Below are 19,454 nucleotides of genomic sequence, written 5' to 3'. Positions count from 1 at the left end.
GGTCCCGCATGGGCAAGCTGTTTTCCTACCGCAACCGCCCCGTCCACCTTGGCCCCTATCCGCTGGAGCGCCTGAAGCGCACCGACCGGGCCGAAGGGCTGGACGCGCTGCCGCCGATGCAGGGCCTGTCGTTCCGGCGCCCGGACGATCCGCTGTCCATCGTGAACGCGATGCAGGAATACCAGGCGATGCTGGACGCGACCCGCGACGGCACCGTGCGCGCCCGCGCCGAGATCCCGGACGACCCGGTCGAGCGGGCCAACCACCTGAAAGCGTTCGGCTATTACCTTGATAGCGGAATGGTCGGCACCTGCGAGATCCCGACAGGCGCTTGGCTGGACGCGCCGATTGCCAACCCCGACGTGGACCGGCTGGCCGAGAAGATCCGCACCATGCAGCCCAAGACGCTGGCTGCCGGGATCGACGTCATCATGGCGGGCCTGCGGGAATCGCTGGCCACACCCCCCGGCGATATCCGCCATCACACCCACGCGCTGGTGTTCCTGTGCGAGCACCCCCGCGACCCGCGCAAGGACGAGCCCGGCACCGACTGGATAAACGACGCACAGGATCACCGCGCCTGCCTGCGGACGATGGAAACCGCCGTGACGCTGGCGAACTATATCCGCCTGCTGGGGTTCGAGGCGCGCGCCCATTCCGCCGCGCAATCCGACGTGGACCTGACGCGGCTTGCCGTCGCCGCAGGGCTTGCCGCGGTCGAGGACGGTCGGGCCATGAACCCCTTCGTCCGCGCCCGCTATGGCCTGGCGGTGATCACCACCACGATGGACATGGCGCCGGACAAACCGATCCTGCCCGGCCAGCGCCCCGGCTTGGCCTATTCCGCCGGCCTTGGGCGGCAGGCGAAGACGGCGCGTACCGCCGACCCGTTCGCGCAGCGCGACTTCAAGGACGGCGCGCATCCGTTCGAGCGGCTGAAGCGGGTGGACGAACCCACCACTTATATCGACCGCGCCAACGTCGCCCGCGTGCCGAAACGCGCCAACATGTTCGCCCGCTCGCTGTTCGGCGATCTGGGCAAGGCGGCGCAGGAAGGCGCGAAGAACGGCAACTATGTGCGCAAGGCGGCGTCTGCGTTCGCCTTCCGGCCTTCGCTGGGCGCGCTGATCCTATTGCAGGACGGCGAAACGAAGGACGTGCATCCCTCGACCGCCGATCCGAAGCGCAACGCCGACAACATCAAGGGCGCGTTGTACTGGCTGGGACAGGACGCGGTCGGCGTTAGCGACTGCCCGGACTGGGCATGGTACAGCCACGACGCGGCGGGCAACCCGATCACGCCCTACCACAGCCAGGCGATCAGTATGATTGTCGATCAGGGCCACGAAACGATGGAGGGCGCGTCCGGCGACGACTGGATCAGCTGCGCCCAGTCGATGCGCGCCTATCTGCGGTTCAGCCTTGTGGGCGGCGTGCTGGCGCAGCACCTGCGCGACCTTGGCCACCCCGCGCGGACGCACACGGTGATGGACGACGAGGTCCTGCACCCGCCCCTGCTGCTGCTGTCCGGGCTGGGCGAGGTCAGCCGCATCGGCGAGGTCATTCTGAACCCGTACCTCGGCCCGCGTCTGAAGTCGGGCGTCGTGACCACCGACATGCCGGTGGCGCATGACAAGCCCATCGACTTTGGCCTGCAGCGGTTCTGCGAGGCGTGCAACAAGTGCGCCCGCGAATGTCCGTCCGGTGCGATCACTGCCGGGCCGAAGCTAATGTTCAACGGCTATGAGATCTGGAAGTCCGACAGCCAGAAATGCACCACCTACCGCGTCAGCCAGAAGAACGGCGCGATGTGCGGGCGGTGCATGAAGACCTGCCCGTGGAACCTTGAAGGCGTGCTGGCCGAAAGCCCGTTCCGCTGGGCGGCGATGACCCTGCCCGGCACTGCGCCGATGCTGGCGAAGTTCGACGACATCGTCGGCAACGGCGACATCAACCCGGTCAAGAAATGGTGGTGGGACCTCGAGATGACCGACGAGGGGCCCTATGGCCCGCCGTCCGAGCCGCCCAACGAACGCGGGCTGAATCGCGGGATCGACCTGAAGTACGAGGACCAGACGCTGGCGGTCTATCCCGCCCCGCTGGCGCCGCCGCCCTATCCGTGGCCCTTCCCGATGGACCGCGAGGCCGGGATCGCCGCCTACCGCGAGATGATCCCCGCCGCCGAACACCGACGCCGCCGCGCTGCGGGCCAACCGCTCGAACACGTCTATAGCGCCGGGACCGGCGAAAGCCCGGTGCTGCAAGTCGTGGTGTCGAAGGCCGAGCAAATGGCCGATGGCGTGACCAAGTACGAATTCTCGCGGCCCGACGGGTCCGACCTGCCCGCGTTCACGGCCGGGGCGCATATCGACGTGGTCGTCGCGCCCGAGTTCTTCCGTCAGTACTCGCTGTCCGGCGACCCGGCGGACCGGACGAAGTACCAGATCGCGGTGCTGCGCGAGGATGCGGGGCGCGGCGGGTCGAAGCTGATGCACCGGATTTTCACGCCGGGGCGGCGGGTCTTCATTTCGCACCCGATCAACCACTTTCCCTTGGCCGAGGATGCGTCCTTCACCTACCTGATGGGCGGCGGCATCGGGGTGACGCCGATGATCGCGATGGCGCACCGGCTGCACGCGCTGGGGGCAGAGTTCGCGCTGCATTACTCCTGTTCGCGCCGTGCCGATGCCGGGTTCCTTGAGGACCTGCGCGCCGTTCCTTGGGGCAACCGGGTTCATCTGCATTTCAGCGACGAGGGCAACCGCGCGGATTTCGCGCAGGTTCTGGCGTGGCGCGCGGGCGCGCATGTCTACACCTGTGGCGGCGACGCCTACATGGGCGCGGTGATGACGGCGGCCGAGGCGAACGGTTTCGCCGAAGACCAGCGGCACCTTGAATATTTCTCGGTCCCCGAAGAGCCGGACTATGTGAACCATCCGTTTACGCTGAAGCTGGCGTCGTCGGGGCGCGAGATCGCCGTGTCGGCGGAAGAATCGGCCAGCGACGCGCTGCTGCGGTCCGGCGTGGCAGTGGACGTGAAATGTTCGGACGGGCTGTGCGGCGTCTGCCAGTGCGGCGTCGTCGGGGGCGCGGTGGAACACCGCGATTTCGTGCTGTCGGCGAAGCAACGCGAAAGCCGGATGATCCTGTGCCGCAGCCGCGCCGCAGACCCGGATGGCGTGGTCGAGATCGACCTGTAGCTCAGGTCCAGTGCATCTGCTGCCCGCCGGGCAGCGCCGCGCGGGCGCGCATGACCGCGTCATACGGCTGACCGGCCGTGTCGCAAAAGCCGGTGATCCACGCGTCGTCCATTAACAGGAAGTCGAGCACCGAGGCGAGAAACTCGGGCTCGCTGGCACGGGCGCGGATATCGTCGATCGAGATTCCCGTCGCGCCCATGAACACCGGCATCAGATCGTCAGACCCGGCAATCCAGCCAAGTGCCTGCACCGCAAGGGTTTCTGCTTGTTCCTGCTTCATCGCCCTGCCCTTCGTTGCGACCGTCCATCAAGGTGAAAGCTTTTCTTAACCAATTTGAACGAGACCATAAGCCTGAAAGGGCGATTTGCATCAAATTGCGAGGAAATGATGTCTGGACGCATTCTGATTGCCGCGGCCGTGCCGGCCGAGCGCATCCTGCTTCGGGCAACGCTGGCCTCGCATGCCTACGACGTCCTTCTTGCCTCGTCCGCCAAGGCGGTTCTGGACCACACCCGCGGCAACCCGCCGGATGTCATCCTGCTGTCCGAAACGCTGGACGGCGGCTGCGGCATCGACCTGTGCCGCAGCCTGCGCGCCAATCCCGACACCAGCCGCCTGCCCCTGATCCTGCGGGTCCATGCCGGAGAACGCGGCGGCCGGCTTCGGGCTTTGGCCGCCGGGGCGGATGCGGTGATGGATGCCGACACGGCGCCTTCCATCGTGGCGGCACGTATCCGCAGCCTGATGCGCAGGGTCGCGTCGGGCGCCGAGCTGGACGAGGTGGTGCGCACGCCGGGTCTGGCAGAGCAGATCGACCTTGTGCCGCACACCGGGCGGGTGGCGCTGATCATTCCGGCGGGGACAACCGATATGCGCTGGCAGGTCGGGCTGCAGACGCGGGTGCGCGGGCCGGTGCGTGTCTACTCTGACGGCACGGCCCTGACCGAGCTTTGGCTTGGCGATCCGCCCGACGCCGTCGTCGTGGTCGAGAATCCGGCGGTTCCCGAGATGGCGCTACGGCTGGTGTCGGAACTGCGCTGCCGCAGCGCGACGATGCGGTCGGCGATCCTGCTGGTGCAGTCCGAACCGGGCTGGGACCGCGCGGTCATGGCGCTGGACGTCGGCGTCGATGACCTTATCGAGACCGGGTTCGACCCCGAAGAGGTTGCGCTGCGCGTCCGGCACGCGCTGGCGCGCAAGGCCTATGAAGACCGTTGCCGGGCGGCGCTGCGGGACGGGGCGCGGCTTGCGGTGACCGATCCGCTGACCGGGCTGGCCAACCGTCGCTTTGCAATGGACCGCCTGCGGCAGATCGCCGAGCGCAGCCGCACCGGCGCAGGCGCCTTCGCGGTGCTGGCGCTGGATCTCGACCGGTTCAAAAGCATCAACGACACCTACGGGCACCCGGCGGGCGACGCCGTGCTGGCCACCGTCGCGCGGCGCATGGAGGGCGCGTTGCGGCAAGGCGATCTGTTGGCGCGGATGGGCGGCGAAGAGTTCATGGCGGTGATTTTCGGGTGCGAACTGGATCAGGCGACCGGCGCCGCCGATCGTCTGCGCGAGGCGGTGTCCGGCACTCCGGTGCCATTGCCGGACGGAAACGAGATCACGGTGACGATCAGCATCGGCGTCGCAATCAGCGGTCGATCCGCCACCGAGCGGCCCGATCCCGTGGCGCTGATCGCGCAAGCGGATCGGGCGCTGTACGCCGCGAAGGCCGACGGTCGCAATCAAGTGACGGTCAGCTCGCACGCGGCCTGAACCGCGTGGCCCCTGCCCGCCTTCAGTCGTCGTCCCTTTTGTCGGGCCCGTCCCGGCGCCAGCGCTTCACATCGCTTTCCAGCTTGTCGGCATAGGCCGCGCGCTGCGCGTCCGACATCCCGGCAAGATGGTCCAGGAACAGCCGGCTGCCCACCCGCTGCGAGGCCAGCGCCTCTTCCTGTTGCGAGGTGATGATCGCCTGCACCGCGTCATGGTTATAGGGCGTTGCGCGAAGCGCCGTCAGAAGCTCTTCGAACTGTCGGCGCAGCGTCTCGCGCCGTTCGCGGAAGTTGCCTTCTTCGGCCTTGAACGCGGTTCCCAGCGCCTCGCGATCTTCCCGCGAAAGCGACCGCACATAGGGGCCGAACCCAAGGTCGGCGATGCGCGGCGGGCGGTCCGGAAGTTGGTGCCGGTGCAGCAGCGCGCCGGCCACAAGACCCACGACCAGCAGGTTCAGCGCCAGCGACAGGATCAGCACGATCCGGCCAACGCTCCACTTGCGTTTCGGCGTTTCGGTTTCGCTGGCCATGCTCAGCCCCCGCTTCCCATCAGCCCGGCATACGAGACCATCAGCTCCTCCATGCCGTAGCCGCTTGTGCTGGCGACATAGCCGCCGGACATCGTTTCGACCGCCGATGGCGCCGCCATGCCGATGTAGACGCCGATCGCCGCCGCAGCAGCCAGCCCGGTCGCCGCGGGCCAGCCGCCAACCTGCGACAGCAGGCGCGCCGCAAGACCGCGCCGGCGCGCGGGGCGCGCCGCCGGTGCGGGCATCGCGGGCAACGCCGCCTCGGCGTCCGTCAGCACGCGTTCGTACAGCGCGACGGACGGCTCTGCCGGTCGCGCCCGCGCCGCGTTGAACAGGGCGTCGAGATCGTCCTCGCCCAGCGGTGTCATTTCAGCCTTGTCAGCCATCTTCGTACCCCAGTTCTGCGCGCCGCCCGCCCAAACTGGCGGCCAGCGCGCGCTTTCCCCGAGCGGTCAGACTCTCGACCGCCTCGACACCGATGTCCATGACCTCGGCGATCTCGGGGTTCGTAAACCCCTCTAGATGCCGCAGGATCACGGCCTGCCGCTGCCGGTCGGGCAGCGCCCGCAGCGCGTCTTCCAGCGCCTGCGCCCGGGCCGCCTGTTGCAACCCTGCCTCTGCGCCCGGTGCGTCGTCTTCCGGCTCCGGTACGCTTTCAAGATCCTGTCCGCGCGCCTTCCGCAGCCGGTCGGTGCACAGGTTGGCCACGACGCGATACAGCCACGTCGTCACCTTCGCTTCCCCCTGCCGCCACTTCGGCGCCTGCCGCCAAAGGCGCAGCATCGCCTCTTGCGCGACGTCCTCCGCCTCGGCCCGGTCGCCAAGCACACGCGCGGCATAGCCCAGAACCCGCGGCGTCAGCCGCAGGGTCAGGGCCCGCGCCGCATCGCGGTCGCCGTTACCGTAGGCGATCAGCAATGCCTCGTCGGGCACATCGGAAAGTGCGTCGAGTGCCATGTCCATGAACCGGCGGCGTAGTCCTTTTGCGCCCGTCGGGCAATTGGCGGCGCGGTCTCAGGGACAGAGAGGCGCGCCGCCGCCGAGGGTCAGCCGTCAGGCTGTTCCGTCGGGTTCGGTGCAGGCTGCATCATCGGGTGATCGGCGTTGGGGCCGTGCATCGGGCCATAGCCGTACATCTGCATCGGATAGACGGGCACCATCATATAGCCCTGCATCATCGGCATCCCCTGCATCATGCCGGGGCCGCGTCCGTCGCCGTGGCCGCGCTTGTTAAAGCCCATGCGGTCGCCGTCACGGTGCTCGCCCTGCCCGTGGAACCGGCCCTCGCCGCGTCCCTCGCCCCGGCCACGGCCTTCGCCATCGCCGCGCGGGCCGAACCGGCCACGCATGTCCGACAGTTCCGCCGTGGTGATCGTGCCGTCACCGTCGGCGTCGAGCCGCGCGAAAAAGTCGCCACGGCCCATCTCGGCCAGTTCCTCGGCGCTCAGCAGGCCGTCGCCGTCAGTATCCAGCCGGTCGATCATCGCCTGCTGTCGGGCGGCCTGTTGTTCGGCGCGGCGCGCCTCCCAGAAGGCGGCAAGCTCTTCGGCGTTCAGAAGACCGTCGCCATCGGTATCGACCTCGGCCACGCGTTCCGCGCGGACCGCGTCGACCTCGGCTTGGGTGATCTCGCCGTCGCCGTTGGTATCGAACTGAGCGATCATGCCCATCATCGGGCCACGGGCGGGTGCGTCGGCCTCGGCCTGTGCGGGCGGAGGCGTCGGGGTGCCTTGCGCGGTTGCGATCACGCCGGTCGACGCGATCCCGATCATGGCGGTGGCGGCCAGAAGCGTTGTGCGTTTCATCGTCTACTCTCCTCGCAGTATCTGTCTGCTTGAACGCCGTGGGCATCATTGCCGCGCGTTCTGAACCTGAAACGGGGGGCCGCTGGGTTTCCGTCGCGCGGCACCCAAAAAAATTTCGGCGCCTCCCCGTCGGGATCGGCTGAAATCCGCACCACCGGCCGGGGATCGTCCCGCCGTGCGGCCCACAATGTCTTAACAATGCAAGGATTCCGGCCCATTGCGCGACAGACCGCCGCAAGGACAACCCGCCGGGTTCAATACACGCAAAAAAGTCGTATCTTTCGAGTGTCCCCGACATCCCTCTGCCCGCATCCCAGGTACGCCATGAGAGACACCGCGACATTCGAAGACGCCGATCCGCTTGCAGAGCGCCCGGTGAAGCCGGCGATGATGCGCGGCTGGCGCCGCCGTTGCCCAAGCTGCGGGTCCGGCTCGATGATGCGTTCCTATCTCAAGGTGCGCGACGAGTGCCCCGTCTGCGGAGAGGAACTGCACCACCACCGCGCCGACGACGGCCCGGCCTATCTGACGATCCTGATCGTCGGGCACCTGTTGGCGCCGCTGATCCTTGCCGTTTACACGCACTGGCGCCCCGAGCCGCTGGTGCTGGCGGTCGTGTTCTCTGTTGGGTGCGTGGCGCTTTCGCTGTATCTTCTGCCAAGGCTGAAAGGCATGATCGTCGGCCTGCAATGGGCCAAGCGGATGCACGGGTTCGGCGGCGTCCGCTGATCCCCGCCACGTGCGGTCCGGCGGTATCGTGGGGAGGAACGACTGCATGGACAAGACGGCGCTTCGCGACGCGGCGACGGTTATCCTTGTGCGCGACCCCGGCGGCTCGCCCAGTGTGCTGATGGGCCAGCGGGGCGAAACCGCTGCCTTCATGCCAAGCCGGTTCGTCTTTCCCGGCGGCGCGATGGACCCCGGCGACCACCACGTTCCCTTCGGGTCCGACCTAAGCCCGCGTTGCCTGTCCCGGATGGACGACCACAGCACCCCCGGCCTAGGGCGCGCGCTGGCTGCGACCGCGATCCGGGAATTGTGGGAGGAAACCGGCCTGCGTCTGGCCATGCCCGGCGTCTGGCCCGGCGAGCCGCCCGAAGACTGGCAGGCCTTCGCCGCGCCGGGCTGCGTTCCCGCCGCCGAGCGCCTGTCGTTCGTGTTTCGCGCGATCACGCCGAAAGGCCGCCCGCGCCGTTTCGACGCCCGGTTCTTCGTCGCAGATGCCGACGCGCTTTTGGGCGACATCGACGATTTCTCGCGCGCCTCGGACGAACTGAGCCACCTGCAATGGATCCCGCTTGAAAAGGTGCGCGACTTTCACCTGCCCTTCGTGACCGAGGTAGTGCTGGCCGAGGTCGCGGCCGCCCTGCCCTCGCTCGACCCGCCTGAGACGGTGCCGTTCTTCGACAACGGGGCCGAGGAAAGTCTGTTCCGCCGGTTGGGCGGCGTGGGACCGATGCAGGCGTTGGGCGCGAAGGCCTAGAGAAACAAGACCAGCATCGCGACGCTTAGGCCCAGCAGAATGCCACCGCCAATCTCGCGCGCCGACAGACGCTCGCGGAACACCAGCACGGTGACCATAAAGCCGAAGATCAGCTCGACCTGCCCCAGCGCCCGGACGTAGGCTGCGTTTTGCAGGGTGAAGGCGGTGAACCAACCGAACGACCCCAGCATTCCGGTGACGCCAACCGGCAAGGTCGAGCGCCACGACCGCAGAACCTTTGTCAGCTCTCCGGGTTCGCGCAGGCGAAGCCAGACCGACATCGCGACCGATTGCAGCAGAGTCACCATCGACAGGGTCAGCGCGGCGCGAAACAGGTAGTTTCCGTCGCCCACCTCTAGCGTCGCGCCGCGATAGCCGATGGCAGAGATCCCGAACATGGCGCCCCCCAGCAGCCCCAGCGCCACAGCGCGGCTGCCGACGCCGCCCTCGGTGCCCGCGGGTTTCAGAGAGATCAGGATCACCCCCGCAAGCCCCACGACGATGGCCAGAAGGCCCATGCCGGTGACCGCCTCGCCCAGAAAAATCAGCGAAAACAACGCGACCTGCACGGTCTCGGTCTTGGTGAAGGCGATGCCCACGGCAAAGTTCCGCAGGCTGAACAGGGTCACGGTGCAATACGTGCCAATGATCTGCCCAAGCCCGCCGACGGCCGCATAGATCCAGAAGATCGGCGTGAAGCCCGGCCACGGTTCGGCATACATCTGCGCCAGCGCCACAGCGGCCAACGCCGCAAGCGGGACCGCGAACAAAAAGCGCGAAACGGTGGCGCCGCCGGTCGACAGACCCGCGGCCTTCACCTGCTTTTGCAGCATGAACCGCATCGTTTGCACGGCGGCGGCAAACAGGGTGGCGATGATCCAGATGTCCATGCCGCGCTATGGCATGCGGGCCGCGGCCTCGCCAGACGGGAAAGCGCGGCAGGTACGATGGCGGTCAGGCGATCCGGTCACGGCGGTTCATCCCCACCGCCCCCATTGGACTGCTGCCCAGATGCGTTCGTAGATCACGTAGCACACCAGACCCACGACCGTGTTGACCGAGGCCATCGTGCCGCCCGCGGCCAGCGATCCGGTGAACGCAAGGCCGACAAGCCCCATCGTCACCCATCCCAGCGCCGCCCACAGGACAGCCTTCACCACGGTTCTGCGCCGCGTTTCCATCATGTCTTTGAATCCCTTGCCGATTGCCAGCAAGCCGTACTCTGGATGACAGCCAAGGCGAATTCCGTATATGATTAACGAAATCCCGCACTTGTTCATAAAAATCACCAATCATGACAAAATTCGACAAAAGAGATCGTGCCGAGTTGTTCCGCCGACGGCTTCTGCACGCGATGCGGATCAACGACATCACCCAAAGCGCGCTGGCCCGCGCGATATCCGTCGACCGCTCGACGGTGTCGCAACTGCTGTCCGGTGAAGGCGCGCGGTTGCCCAACGCGCAGGTGGTCGGGGAATGCGCCGCCTCTCTTGGCGTATCGGCGGACTGGCTGCTGGGCCTGAGCGAGCGCCCGGAAAGCGCCGACGACGTCGTCGCCAACGCGCTGGCGGTGACGCAGGCGCCAAGGGCGCTGGTGGACGAGCAGATCTTTGACTGGCACCGCGAGGCGGCGGGCTACAAGATCCGTCACGTTCCGGCCGGGATGCCCGATCTGCTGAAGACGCCCGCGATGCTGGAATGGGAATACAGTCCCCACCTTGGCCGCACCACGGAACAGGCCATCGGCGCGTCCGAGGACCGGCTGAACCTGATGCTGACGTCGAAGTCGGACTATGAGATCGCCCTGCCCCTGCACGAGATCGAGTCGTTCCTGAACGCCGAAAGCTATTATCGCGGGCTGCCACTGGAAACGCGGTTTGCACAGGTCGAGCATATGCGTGTGCTGTATCGCCGCTTGTATCCCCGCCTGCGGATCTACCTGTTCGATGCCCGGCGTCTGTATTCATCGCCGATCACGGTGTTCGGCCCGTTGCTGGCGGTGATCTATGTCGGACGGCACTATCTTGCGTTTCGCGACACTGGACGGGTCCAGACGATCCTGGATCACTTCGACCAACTGGTCCGCGAGTCGACCGTTTCGGACCGCGAATTCCCCGCATTCCTCGACGAAAACGCGCCTGCCGCCCTGGCAGACTGAAGAATTTTGTGCCGCGAATACCAATCAAGGTACTGTTTTCAAACGATTTAAAAAGTAAATGTAAAAAACATTCACATGAGGGCTTGATTGAAGGGGCGACAATCCCGATCTTGGGGATGTGAAAGACATTCACATACACACGAACCGAAAGGAAGGACCGAATGAGTTCCGTCGCAACCTGGCCTTCGCAGGCCGAAAACTGGCTCGATGCGCGCGGAAAAGGCGCCTGGATCGTCGCTATGATCCTCGGCTTCATTTTCTTCTGGCCCGTGGGCCTGGCATTGCTGGCCTACATGATCTGGAGCAAACGTATGTTCAACGGCAGCTGCAAAAAACGTGACGCCAATTTCCGGCACATGGGTCATGGGCTTCGCCCGACCGGCAACCAGGCCTTCGACAGCTACAAGGCCGAAACGCTGCGCCGGCTGGAAGAGGAACAGGATGCTTTCGAATCCTTCCTGCAGCGGCTGCGCGAGGCAAAGGACAAGGCAGAGTTCGACCAGTTCATGGACGAACGCGCCCGGCGCTCGGACCCCGAGCCCAAAAACGACGACCCCGTCACCATCTGATCCGACTGCCCCTGCGGATCAGAAAGACGGAGTTGCAGCCGGCCCTTAGCGGGGCCGGCGATCTGCTGTCTGCCTCCCCGTAAAAAGCGAGGTTGTTTGCCCTTGGCGGATGGGCAAGTCCGGGTTACGTTTCATTACAGTTCCGGAATGTCTGCAGAATGCGCCACACCCTACCCATTGCGCCACAGTTTTACGTGACGGCTCCGCAACCTTGCCCTTATCTCGAGGGCAGGATGGAGCGGAAACTGTTTACGGCGTTGCAGGGTGAATATGCCGAAAAGCTGAACGACTCTTTGTCGAAGCAAGGCTTCCGCCGCAGCCAGAACGTGCTTTATCGCCCCTCTTGCGCGGAATGCTCGGCCTGTTTGTCGGCCCGTGTGCGGGTTGCCGACTTCAAACCGTCGAAAAGCCAGCGCCGCGCCGACAAGCGCAATTCCGACCTGCACCGCGAAGCGACCTCGCCTTGGGCGACCGAGGATCAGTATGCGCTGTTCCGCGAATACCTCGACACGCGGCACGCCGACGGCGGTATGGCCGACATGGACATTTTCGAGTTCGCCGCGATGATCGAGGAAACCCCGGTGCGCAGCCGGGTGATCGAATATACCGCGCAAGGCCCGGACGGGCGCCCGTCGCTGGCGGCGGTTTGCCTGACCGACGTGCTCGATGACGGCCTTTCGATGGTCTACAGCTTCTACGATCCGGAACGCGCCCAGCTTAGCCTTGGGACCTACGTGATCCTCGATCATATCCGCATCGCGCGCGAGGCGGGCCTGCCCTATGTCTACCTTGGCTACTGGGTGCCCGGCAGCCCGAAGATGGGGTACAAGGCCAACTTCTCGGCGCTTGAGGTCTACAAGGACGGACGCTGGCAGGACCTTGGCGACCCCGAGGATCACTCCGCGGCCACGCACCCCTTGTCCACCGACCCGATCGCGGAACAGGTCGCACGGATCAACCTTCCGGACAGCCGCCCCGTAAAGGGCTAACGGCCCGCATCACGTCAAGAAAAGCGAGCGATCACTCGGTGCAGGGCCACGCGGCCTGTGCGGGATCGACAGCGGGATGCCGCATCTCTGCCCCTGCCTCGATGCCCAGCAGCGCGGCCATGCCGCCGTTGATTTCCAGCACGTACTGGATGTCATTGCCGCCGGGGATTGGGGTTTCGTCCAGCGGGACGGCGTTCTCGTGCACCTTGCGGACGACACCATCCGACCCGATGAAGATCATATCCAGCGGAATCAGCGTGTTGCGCATCCAGAACGCCACCGGCGCCGGACGCGGATAGACGAACAGCATCCCCGCTTTCGCCGGCATCGACTCGCGGTGCATCAGCCCGCGGGTGATCTCTTCGCGGTCGTCCGCGATCTCGACCGTGAACTGGGTCTGGCCGCGATCCGTGCGGAAGACGACGGAATTCTCGGAACAGGCTGCCTGCACGGCCCCGGCCTGAAGCAGGGCGATCCCGGCCGCCCCGATAACACGCAACATCACTCTTTCGACCTCAACACCGTATCCCACGCGACCACCTGAGCGGCCATGCGTCCACGATGCCCGTCCACGACGCGCAGGACAACCGCCTCGCCGGGCTGCAGGTCGGCAAAGCCAGACCGGCGCAACACTTCTATGTGAATGAAGATGTCCTCTGGTCGGCCGAACACGTTGGCAAAGCCAAAGCCCTTGCCCTTGTCGAACCACTTCACCCGCGCCGGCTCCGCCGGCACCGCGGCAAGGTCGAGATCCTCGTCGTCGGACGCAAGTTCGTCCAGCGGCGGCGCCGTCTCTCCGCCCGGCGGTTGGATGCTAAGAACCTGCACCGCTTGAATGCCGCGCGGGGTCTCTTGCACGGTCAGCGTGATCAACGACCCGTCGGCGACAGAGTTCTGGCCGAAATTGCGCAACACGTTCGCATGCAGCAGGATGTCTCGGCCGCCGCCATCAGGCACGACAAAGCCGAACCCTTTCACGGGATCGAACCACTTCACCTGCCCTTCGACAGATGCGAAACTGTGATTTCCGTCGGTCATCGCCCACCTACGGCGTCCGGTTTTTGAATTTAACACCGGACAGTTGCGTCGTTATACTACTCACCGCCCCTCGCGGCGAAAGTCCAGAACAAACTGGTTACCAATAACAATTTGGCGCCAAATACTTGGTCAGCGCCTCAAGGATACAACCTATCGACGTCCCACGCCGACGAAATGTCGCTCCGCGTCCAGCGGAAGCGGTCGTGCAGCCGGAAGTCCCCGTCTGCCCAGAATTCGATTTCAAGCGGCCGAATGCGGAACCCGCCCCAGTAGGGCGGCCGTTTCGGGCTAGGGCCATGAGTGACGCCGGCCTTCGCAACCCGCGCCATCAGTTCGGCACGGCTCTTGAGTGGGCGCGACTGGTCAGATGCCCACGCGCCGATCCTACTTTGCAATGGACGATTGGCAAAATAGTTATCCGCCCCGGCCCCGTTTTCCTGTTCAACAAGGCCGCGAACGCGGATTTGGCGCCGCAAAGACTTCCAATGCATCACGAAGGCCGCCTTGCCGCTGGCCAGCAGTTCGGTGCCCTTCGCGGACTCGTAGTTGGTGTAGAACACAAAGGCGTCGGCCTCGGTCTCGCGCAGAAGCACCATGCGCGCGTTCGGAAGACCGTCGGCATCCACCGTCGCCAGCGCGATGGCGTCGGGATCGTTGATCTCGGTCTCTTTGGCCTCTGCCTGCCAAGCGCGCACGATCTCGAAAGGGTCGTCGCCGGCGAAGATACCGCTTCTGCTGACGGGCGCGGATCCGCTCATAAGTGTCTCCCGTGAAATCACCCGCTAGGGGTAAACCCCTGACACACATGGAGCAAGCCCTGTCCTCGGACACTTGCCGCTACGCCACCCTCGGGCCCGGCTCTTGAAGCGCACGGCCGGTTATCCTAAAGCAGGCAACAATCTTAGGTTTCAGAGGCGACCCATGGCACAAGACTTGATGGCGGGAAAACGCGGCCTGATCATGGGGCTGGCCAACGACAAATCCATCGCGTGGGGCATCGCCAAGGCGCTGTCCAACGCCGGAGCCGAACTTGCCTTTTCCTATCAAGGCGATGCGCTGAAAAAGCGGGTCGAACCGCTGGCGTCCAGCCTTGGGTCGGACGTGGTCCTGCCCTGCGACGTCGGGGACGAGGCCAGCATCGACGCGCTGTTCGACGCGCTGCAGGAAAAATGGGGCAAGCTGGACTTCGTGGTCCACGCCATCGGCTTTTCCGACAAGAACGAGTTGCGCGGCCGCTACGTCGACACCAGCCGCGCCAACTTCATGATGACGATGGACATCTCGGTGTTCTCGTTCACCGCCGTGGCCAAGCGCGCGGCGGCGATGATGCCCGACGGCGGCGCGATGCTGACGATGACCTACTACGGCGCCGAGCGCGTGATGCCCCACTATAACGTCATGGGCATCGCGAAAGCCGCGCTGGAGGCTTCGGTGCGCTATCTCGCCGAGGACCTTGGCAAGGACGGTATTCGCGTGAACTCGATCAGCGCGGGCCCGATCAAGACGCTGGCCGCCAGCGGCATCGGCGACTTCCGCTACATCCTGAAGTGGAACGAATTCAACTCGCCCCTGCGCCGCAACGTGACCATCGATCAGGTCGGCAATTCCGCCCTGTACCTGCTGTCCGATCTCGGCGCGGGCGTCACGGGTGAAACGCATCACGTCGACTCGGGTTACCACGTCGTGGGCATGAAGGCCGTCGACGCGCCCGACATCGAAAAGAACTGACCGCGCACAGCCAACCCGGGAGGACCAGCCGCGATGAGTGATCGACTGCCGCACGAAAAGGGGTTTCACGTCAGCTGGGACCAGATCCATCGCGACAGCCGTGCGCTGGCGTGGCGCCTTGACGGCAAGGGCCCGGACAACGGCGCATGGCGCGCCGTCGTGGCCATCACCCGGGGCGGCATGGCCCCCGCGATGATCGTCAGCCGCGAACTCGACATCCGTACGGTCGATACGATCAGCGTCAAAAGCTACGACAACCAAAGCCAAGCCGACGCCAAGGTCCTGAAGGCGCCCAACGCCGAGATGATGGGCGACGGCACCGGCATCCTTATCGTCGATGACCTTGTGGACACCGGCAAGACGCTGGAACTGGTCCGCCGGATGTATCCGCAGGCGCACTTCGCCACCGTCTACGCCAAACCGCAGGGCGAGCCGATGGTCGACACCTTCATCACCGGCGTCAGCCAGGACACGTGGATCTTCTTCCCTTGGGACATGGCGATGCAATACGTGAAGCCCTATCGCGGCAGCGATTGATCGACAGACCGATCACGACGCCGCAAGCCTGCGCACAAGGCGTTCCGCGGCCCCTTGCCCCCCTGCCCTCGCCCCTTTAGACAGCCCAGACAGGCTCAGAGGGAACCAGGGGACACCGGGCGATGGCTAAGAAGAAATCCGCGTACAACGCAGTAGTCTGGGTGATCCTGCTTCTGCTGATTGTCGGCCTTGCCGGTTTCGGCGCCACCAACTTCGGCGGCACGGTGAACTCGGTCGGATCCGTCGGCAATCGCGACATCTCGGTCGACCGCTACGCGCGCGAGCTTCAGAACGAACTGGCCAGCCTGTCCCAGCAATTCGGCACCAACCTGACCCTGCAACAGGCGCAGATGTTCGGCATCGACCAAGCGGTGCTGCAACGCATCCTGTCCACCACCGCGCTGGAGAACGAGGCCGAGCGCATCGGCCTGTCCGTCGGCGACCAGCGGGTCGGAGAGCAGGTCCTGAACATCACCGCCTTCCAAGGCGTCGACGGCGAGTTCGACCGCGAAGGCTATCGCTTTGCGCTGCAGAACGCCGGCCTCAGCGAAAGCGAGTTCGAGGAAGGTCTGCGCATGGACCTCGCCCGCACGCTGATGCAAGAAGCCGTGTCGGGCGCGGCGGCGATGCCCGACGCCTATGTCGACGCGCTTCTGAGCTATGCCGAGGAAACCCGCGATTTCACTTGGACGGTGCTGACCGCCGAGGATCTGGATACCCCGATCGCCGATCCGTCCGAAGACGACCTGAGCGCCTTCTGGGAAGAGAACCCCGACAGCTTCATGCTGCCCGAGACCCGTGACATCACCTATGCGCTGATCACCCCCGAAATGGTCGCAGGCACCATCGAAGGCGACGACGAGGCGCTTCAGCGCCTGTACGACGAGCGCATTGACGAGTTCCGCCAGCCCGAGCGCCGTCTTGTGGAACGGCTGATCTACACCGACCCCGCCGCCGCGCAGACCGCCGCCGACGCGCTTGCCGCTGGCGAGACCACGTTCGAGGATCTGGTGGCTGAACGCGGGCTGGACCTTGTGGATGTCGACATGGGCGACGTCGCGCAGGACGAACTTGGCGCCGCCGGGGAACCTGTCTTCGCGCTGGAAGAACCCGGCGTCGTCGGCCCCATCGACACCGATTTCGGCCCGGCCCTGTTCCGCATGAATGCCGTGCTCGAAGCGCAGGAAACGCCCTTCGAAGAGGCGCGCGAACAGCTGCTGGTCGAATACCGCACAGACGCCGCCCGACGCGCCGTGGCGGATATGATCGACGGCATCGATGACCTTCTGGCTGGCGGCGCCACGCTGGAAGAGGTCGGCGAGGAAACCGAGATGGAAACCGGCCAGATCGACTGGACCGAGGGTGCGACCGACGGCGTCGCCGCGTACCTAGAGTTCCGTCAGGCCGCGCTGGAAGCAGAGGTCGGCGATTTCCCCGAGATCATCGAAACCAGCGACGGTGCGCTGTTCGCCCTGCGCGTCAACGAGGTGATCGAGCCCCGCGTGGAACCCTTCGACGAGGCCCGCGATGACGTCGAAGCGGAATGGCGGCGGGTGAACACCGTGGCCGCACTGGCCGAACAGGCGCGCGCGCTGGCCGAGGCCGGCATGGAGACCGCCTTGGATGACACCCCCGCGGAAGAGCCGGTGACGGATGCTTCTGAAGAGGAGCCCGCGACGGAAGAAGATACCGCGACGGAGACCGAGGGCGACGCGACCGCCACCGACACGCCGGACGCCGAGGCAGAGACCGACGAAGCGGTCACCGAGTTGGACTTCCCGATCGTCGAGGAACCGGCCGGCATCCAGTACGTGACCGAAACCGGCATCGGCCGCGACGGCTTTATCCCCGACACGCCGACCGATTTCGTTGCCGCCATCTTCGAGATGGAGCCCGGCGACACGCAGGCGATCGAAGGCACCAATGCCGCCTACCTCGTCCGGCTGGACGCGATCAACGAACCCGACCTGTCCGACCCCGCCTATGCCGACGCGGCCGCGCAACTGCGCGATCAACTCGCGTCGTCGCTGGGGCAGGACATCCTGGGCGCCTATGCCGCGACCGTCCAGTCCGAGGCGGGCATTTCCCTTAACCAGACGGCGATCAACGCCGTCCACGCGCAGTTCCCGTAACACCACATGGCCCAGCTTACTCCCGCCTTCGAAGCCTTTGCCGAAGGGTACGACAAGGGCGAGAACCAAGTCGTTTATGCCCGCCTTGCGGCCGACCTCGACACGCCCGTCTCGCTGATGCTCAAGCTCACCGAGGCCCGCAAGGACAGCTTCATGCTGGAATCGGTGACCGGCGGCGAGGTGCGCGGGCGCTACTCGATCATCGGGATGAAGCCGGACCTTGTCTGGCGCTGCAACGGCGAGACCTCTGCGCTAAACCGGTCCGCCCGGTTCGATGCCGAGGCGTTCGAACCGCTGGACGGGCATCCGCTGGACACCCTGCGGGCGGTGATCGCCGAAAGCCGGATCGACCTGCCCGACGACCTGCCCGGCGCCAGCGCGGGGCTGTTCGGCTATCTTGGCTATGACATGATCCGGCTGGTCGAAACGCTGCCGGACGTGAACCCCGACCCGCTGGGCCTGCCCGACGCCGTGATGATGCGCCCGTCGGTGATCGCGGTTCTGGATGGCGTGAAGGGCGAGGTGACGGTCGTGTCCCCCGCGTGGACGACCTCTGGCCTGTCGGCCAAGGCTGCCTATGCGCAGGCCGCCGAACGGGTGATGGACGCGGTGCGCGATCTTGAGCGTGTGCCGTCCGACACCAGCCGCGACCTTGGCGAGGCGGCGCAGATCGGCGAGATGACGTCGAACTTCAGCCATGATGCCTATCTCGAGGCTGTCGAGAAGGCCAAGGAATACATCCGCGCGGGCGACATCTTTCAGGTGGTGCCGTCGCAGCGGTGGCGGCAGGAATTCACCCTGCCCCCCTTCGCGCTGTACCGCAGCTTGCGCCGCACCAACCCGTCGCCGTTCATGTTCTTCTTCAACTTCGGCGGCTTTCAGGTCATCGGCGCCAGCCCCGAGATCCTTGTCCGCGTGTTCGACAACGAGGTCACGATCCGCCCCATCGCCGGCACCCGCCCCCGCGGCGCCACGCCGGAAGAGGACCGCGCCTACGAGGCCGACCTGATGGGCGACGAGAAGGAATGCGCCGAGCACCTGATGCTGTTGGACCTTGGCCGCAACGACGTGGGCCGGGTCGCAAAGATCGGCACCGTCCGCCCGACCGAGAAGTTCATCGTCGAACGCTACAGCCACGTCATGCACATCGTGTCGAACGTGGTGGGCGAACTGTCGGACGAACACGACGCGCTGTCCGCGCTTCTGGCCGGTCTGCCTGCTGGCACCGTGTCCGGCGCGCCCAAGGTCCGCGCGATGGAGATCATCGACGAACTGGAGCCCGAGAAACGCGGCGTTTACGGCGGCGGCGTCGGCTATTTCAGCGCAGGCGGCGACATGGATATGTGTATCGCGCTGCGCACCGCCGTTCTGAAGGGCACCGACCTGTATATCCAGGCTGGCGGCGGTGTCGTCTATGACAGCGATCCCGAGGCCGAGTTTCAGGAAACCGTCAACAAATCCAAAGCGATCCGCGCCGCGGCGCAGGACGCCGGGCGCTTCGTGGGCAAGGGCAACCGCTAGGTC

Annotated in this window: 21 protein-coding genes; 11 read left to right on the top strand and 10 right to left on the bottom strand. The window is 65.7% G+C overall.

Annotated features, from left to right (window positions below; all coding sequences use genetic code 11):
• The first annotated feature begins 8 nt into the window (after nt 1-8).
• Nucleotides 9-3,200, top strand: a complete 3,192-nt coding sequence (locus P1K30_RS13365; RefSeq protein ID WP_275633242.1) for a 4Fe-4S dicluster domain-containing protein — start codon at nt 9-11, stop codon at nt 3,198-3,200.
• 1 nt (nt 3,201) lies between these two features.
• Here the strand turns inward: P1K30_RS13365 and P1K30_RS13360 are convergent, their stop codons facing one another.
• A complete protein-coding gene (locus tag P1K30_RS13360; RefSeq protein ID WP_275633241.1) occupies nt 3,202-3,480 on the bottom strand; it encodes a DUF3572 domain-containing protein in 279 nt (92 codons plus the stop codon).
• Nucleotides 3,481-3,588: 108 nt separating this feature from the next.
• Between P1K30_RS13360 and P1K30_RS13355 the strand changes: the two genes are divergently transcribed.
• A complete protein-coding gene (locus P1K30_RS13355) occupies nt 3,589-4,962 on the top strand; it encodes a diguanylate cyclase (RefSeq protein WP_275633240.1) in 1,374 nt (457 codons plus the stop codon).
• Between the two features lie 22 nt (nt 4,963-4,984).
• On the opposite strand, the gene P1K30_RS13350 is transcribed toward P1K30_RS13355, so the two are convergent.
• The 4 genes from P1K30_RS13350 to P1K30_RS13335 all read right to left on the bottom strand — a co-directional run bounded on the left by P1K30_RS13350 (nt 4,985) and on the right by P1K30_RS13335 (nt 7,296).
• Nucleotides 4,985-5,491 (bottom strand): periplasmic heavy metal sensor, encoded by a 507-nt coding sequence (locus P1K30_RS13350; protein WP_275633239.1) that lies wholly within the window; start codon nt 5,489-5,491, stop codon nt 4,985-4,987.
• A 2-nt stretch (nt 5,492-5,493) separates the two neighbouring features.
• Nucleotides 5,494-5,877 (bottom strand): hypothetical protein, encoded by a 384-nt coding sequence (locus tag P1K30_RS13345; protein WP_275633238.1) that lies wholly within the window; start codon nt 5,875-5,877, stop codon nt 5,494-5,496.
• Nucleotides 5,870-6,454, bottom strand: coding sequence for an RNA polymerase sigma factor (locus tag P1K30_RS13340; protein WP_275633237.1), 585 nt, complete (start codon nt 6,452-6,454; stop codon nt 5,870-5,872). The genes P1K30_RS13345 and P1K30_RS13340 overlap by 8 nt, the downstream gene beginning before the upstream one ends.
• Before the next feature lie 83 nt (nt 6,455-6,537).
• Nucleotides 6,538-7,296: an EF-hand domain-containing protein gene (locus P1K30_RS13335; RefSeq protein ID WP_275633236.1), complete on the bottom strand. Its 759-nt coding sequence runs from the start codon at nt 7,294-7,296 to the stop codon at nt 6,538-6,540.
• A gap of 324 nt (nt 7,297-7,620) precedes the next feature.
• Between P1K30_RS13335 and P1K30_RS13330 the strand changes: the two genes are divergently transcribed.
• Complete coding sequence (locus tag P1K30_RS13330; protein WP_275633235.1) at nt 7,621-8,025, top strand: DUF983 domain-containing protein; 405 nt, start codon at nt 7,621-7,623, stop codon at nt 8,023-8,025.
• A 46-nt stretch (nt 8,026-8,071) separates the two neighbouring features.
• Nucleotides 8,072-8,779 (top strand): NUDIX hydrolase, encoded by a 708-nt coding sequence (locus P1K30_RS13325; protein ID WP_275633234.1) that lies wholly within the window; start codon nt 8,072-8,074, stop codon nt 8,777-8,779.
• Here P1K30_RS13325 and P1K30_RS13320 read toward each other — a convergent pair.
• Together P1K30_RS13320 and P1K30_RS13315 are read right to left on the bottom strand one after the other, a co-directional pair.
• Complete coding sequence (locus P1K30_RS13320; RefSeq protein WP_275633233.1) at nt 8,776-9,669, bottom strand: DMT family transporter; 894 nt, start codon at nt 9,667-9,669, stop codon at nt 8,776-8,778. The genes P1K30_RS13325 and P1K30_RS13320 overlap by 4 nt on opposite strands.
• Before the next feature lie 87 nt (nt 9,670-9,756).
• Complete coding sequence (locus P1K30_RS13315; RefSeq protein ID WP_275633303.1) at nt 9,757-9,960, bottom strand: DUF2061 domain-containing protein; 204 nt, start codon at nt 9,958-9,960, stop codon at nt 9,757-9,759.
• A gap of 110 nt (nt 9,961-10,070) precedes the next feature.
• Between P1K30_RS13315 and P1K30_RS13310 the strand changes: the two genes are divergently transcribed.
• The 3 genes from P1K30_RS13310 (at nt 10,071) to P1K30_RS13300 (ending at nt 12,495) form a co-directional block, all read left to right on the top strand.
• Nucleotides 10,071-10,937: a helix-turn-helix domain-containing protein gene (locus tag P1K30_RS13310; protein ID WP_275633302.1), complete on the top strand. Its 867-nt coding sequence runs from the start codon at nt 10,071-10,073 to the stop codon at nt 10,935-10,937.
• Nucleotides 10,938-11,098: 161 nt separating this feature from the next.
• Nucleotides 11,099-11,506, top strand: coding sequence for a DUF2852 domain-containing protein (locus P1K30_RS13305; protein WP_275633232.1), 408 nt, complete (start codon nt 11,099-11,101; stop codon nt 11,504-11,506).
• 158 nt (nt 11,507-11,664) lie between these two features.
• The gene (locus tag P1K30_RS13300) at nt 11,665-12,495 is read left to right on the top strand and encodes an arginyltransferase (RefSeq protein ID WP_275633231.1); all 831 of its coding nucleotides are present in this window, start codon (nt 11,665-11,667) and stop codon (nt 12,493-12,495) included.
• Nucleotides 12,496-12,526: 31 nt separating this feature from the next.
• Here the strand turns inward: P1K30_RS13300 and P1K30_RS13295 are convergent, their stop codons facing one another.
• From P1K30_RS13295 to pdxH, 3 genes are all read right to left on the bottom strand, one after another.
• Nucleotides 12,527-12,997 (bottom strand): DUF192 domain-containing protein, encoded by a 471-nt coding sequence (locus P1K30_RS13295; RefSeq protein ID WP_275633230.1) that lies wholly within the window; start codon nt 12,995-12,997, stop codon nt 12,527-12,529.
• Nucleotides 12,997-13,533 (bottom strand): cold-shock protein, encoded by a 537-nt coding sequence (locus P1K30_RS13290; RefSeq protein WP_275633229.1) that lies wholly within the window; start codon nt 13,531-13,533, stop codon nt 12,997-12,999. The genes P1K30_RS13295 and P1K30_RS13290 overlap by 1 nt, the downstream gene beginning before the upstream one ends.
• Before the next feature lie 137 nt (nt 13,534-13,670).
• Nucleotides 13,671-14,291: a pyridoxamine 5'-phosphate oxidase gene (gene pdxH, locus P1K30_RS13285; protein WP_275633228.1), complete on the bottom strand. Its 621-nt coding sequence runs from the start codon at nt 14,289-14,291 to the stop codon at nt 13,671-13,673.
• Nucleotides 14,292-14,454: 163 nt separating this feature from the next.
• On the opposite strand from pdxH, the gene fabI reads away from it, so the two are divergent.
• The 4 genes from fabI to trpE all read left to right on the top strand — a co-directional run bounded on the left by fabI (nt 14,455) and on the right by trpE (nt 19,451).
• Complete coding sequence (gene fabI / locus P1K30_RS13280; RefSeq protein WP_275633227.1) at nt 14,455-15,261, top strand: enoyl-ACP reductase FabI; 807 nt, start codon at nt 14,455-14,457, stop codon at nt 15,259-15,261.
• Between the two features lie 33 nt (nt 15,262-15,294).
• Nucleotides 15,295-15,798 carry a xanthine phosphoribosyltransferase gene (gpt, locus tag P1K30_RS13275; RefSeq protein WP_275633226.1) on the top strand — a complete coding sequence of 168 codons (504 nt, stop codon included), beginning with the start codon at nt 15,295-15,297 and terminating at the stop codon, nt 15,796-15,798.
• 122 nt (nt 15,799-15,920) lie between these two features.
• Entirely contained in the window at nt 15,921-17,930 is a 2,010-nt protein-coding gene (locus tag P1K30_RS13270; RefSeq protein WP_275633225.1) for a peptidylprolyl isomerase, read from the top strand.
• A 6-nt stretch (nt 17,931-17,936) separates the two neighbouring features.
• Nucleotides 17,937-19,451, top strand: coding sequence for an anthranilate synthase component I (trpE, locus tag P1K30_RS13265; protein WP_275633224.1), 1,515 nt, complete (start codon nt 17,937-17,939; stop codon nt 19,449-19,451).
• The last annotated feature ends 3 nt before the right edge of the window (nt 19,452-19,454 follow it).

Source organism: Psychromarinibacter halotolerans (genome assembly GCF_029168315.1).
Lineage (GTDB): Bacteria > Pseudomonadota > Alphaproteobacteria > Rhodobacterales > Rhodobacteraceae > Psychromarinibacter > Psychromarinibacter halotolerans.
This window is presented reverse-complemented; position numbering and strand designations above follow the sequence as displayed.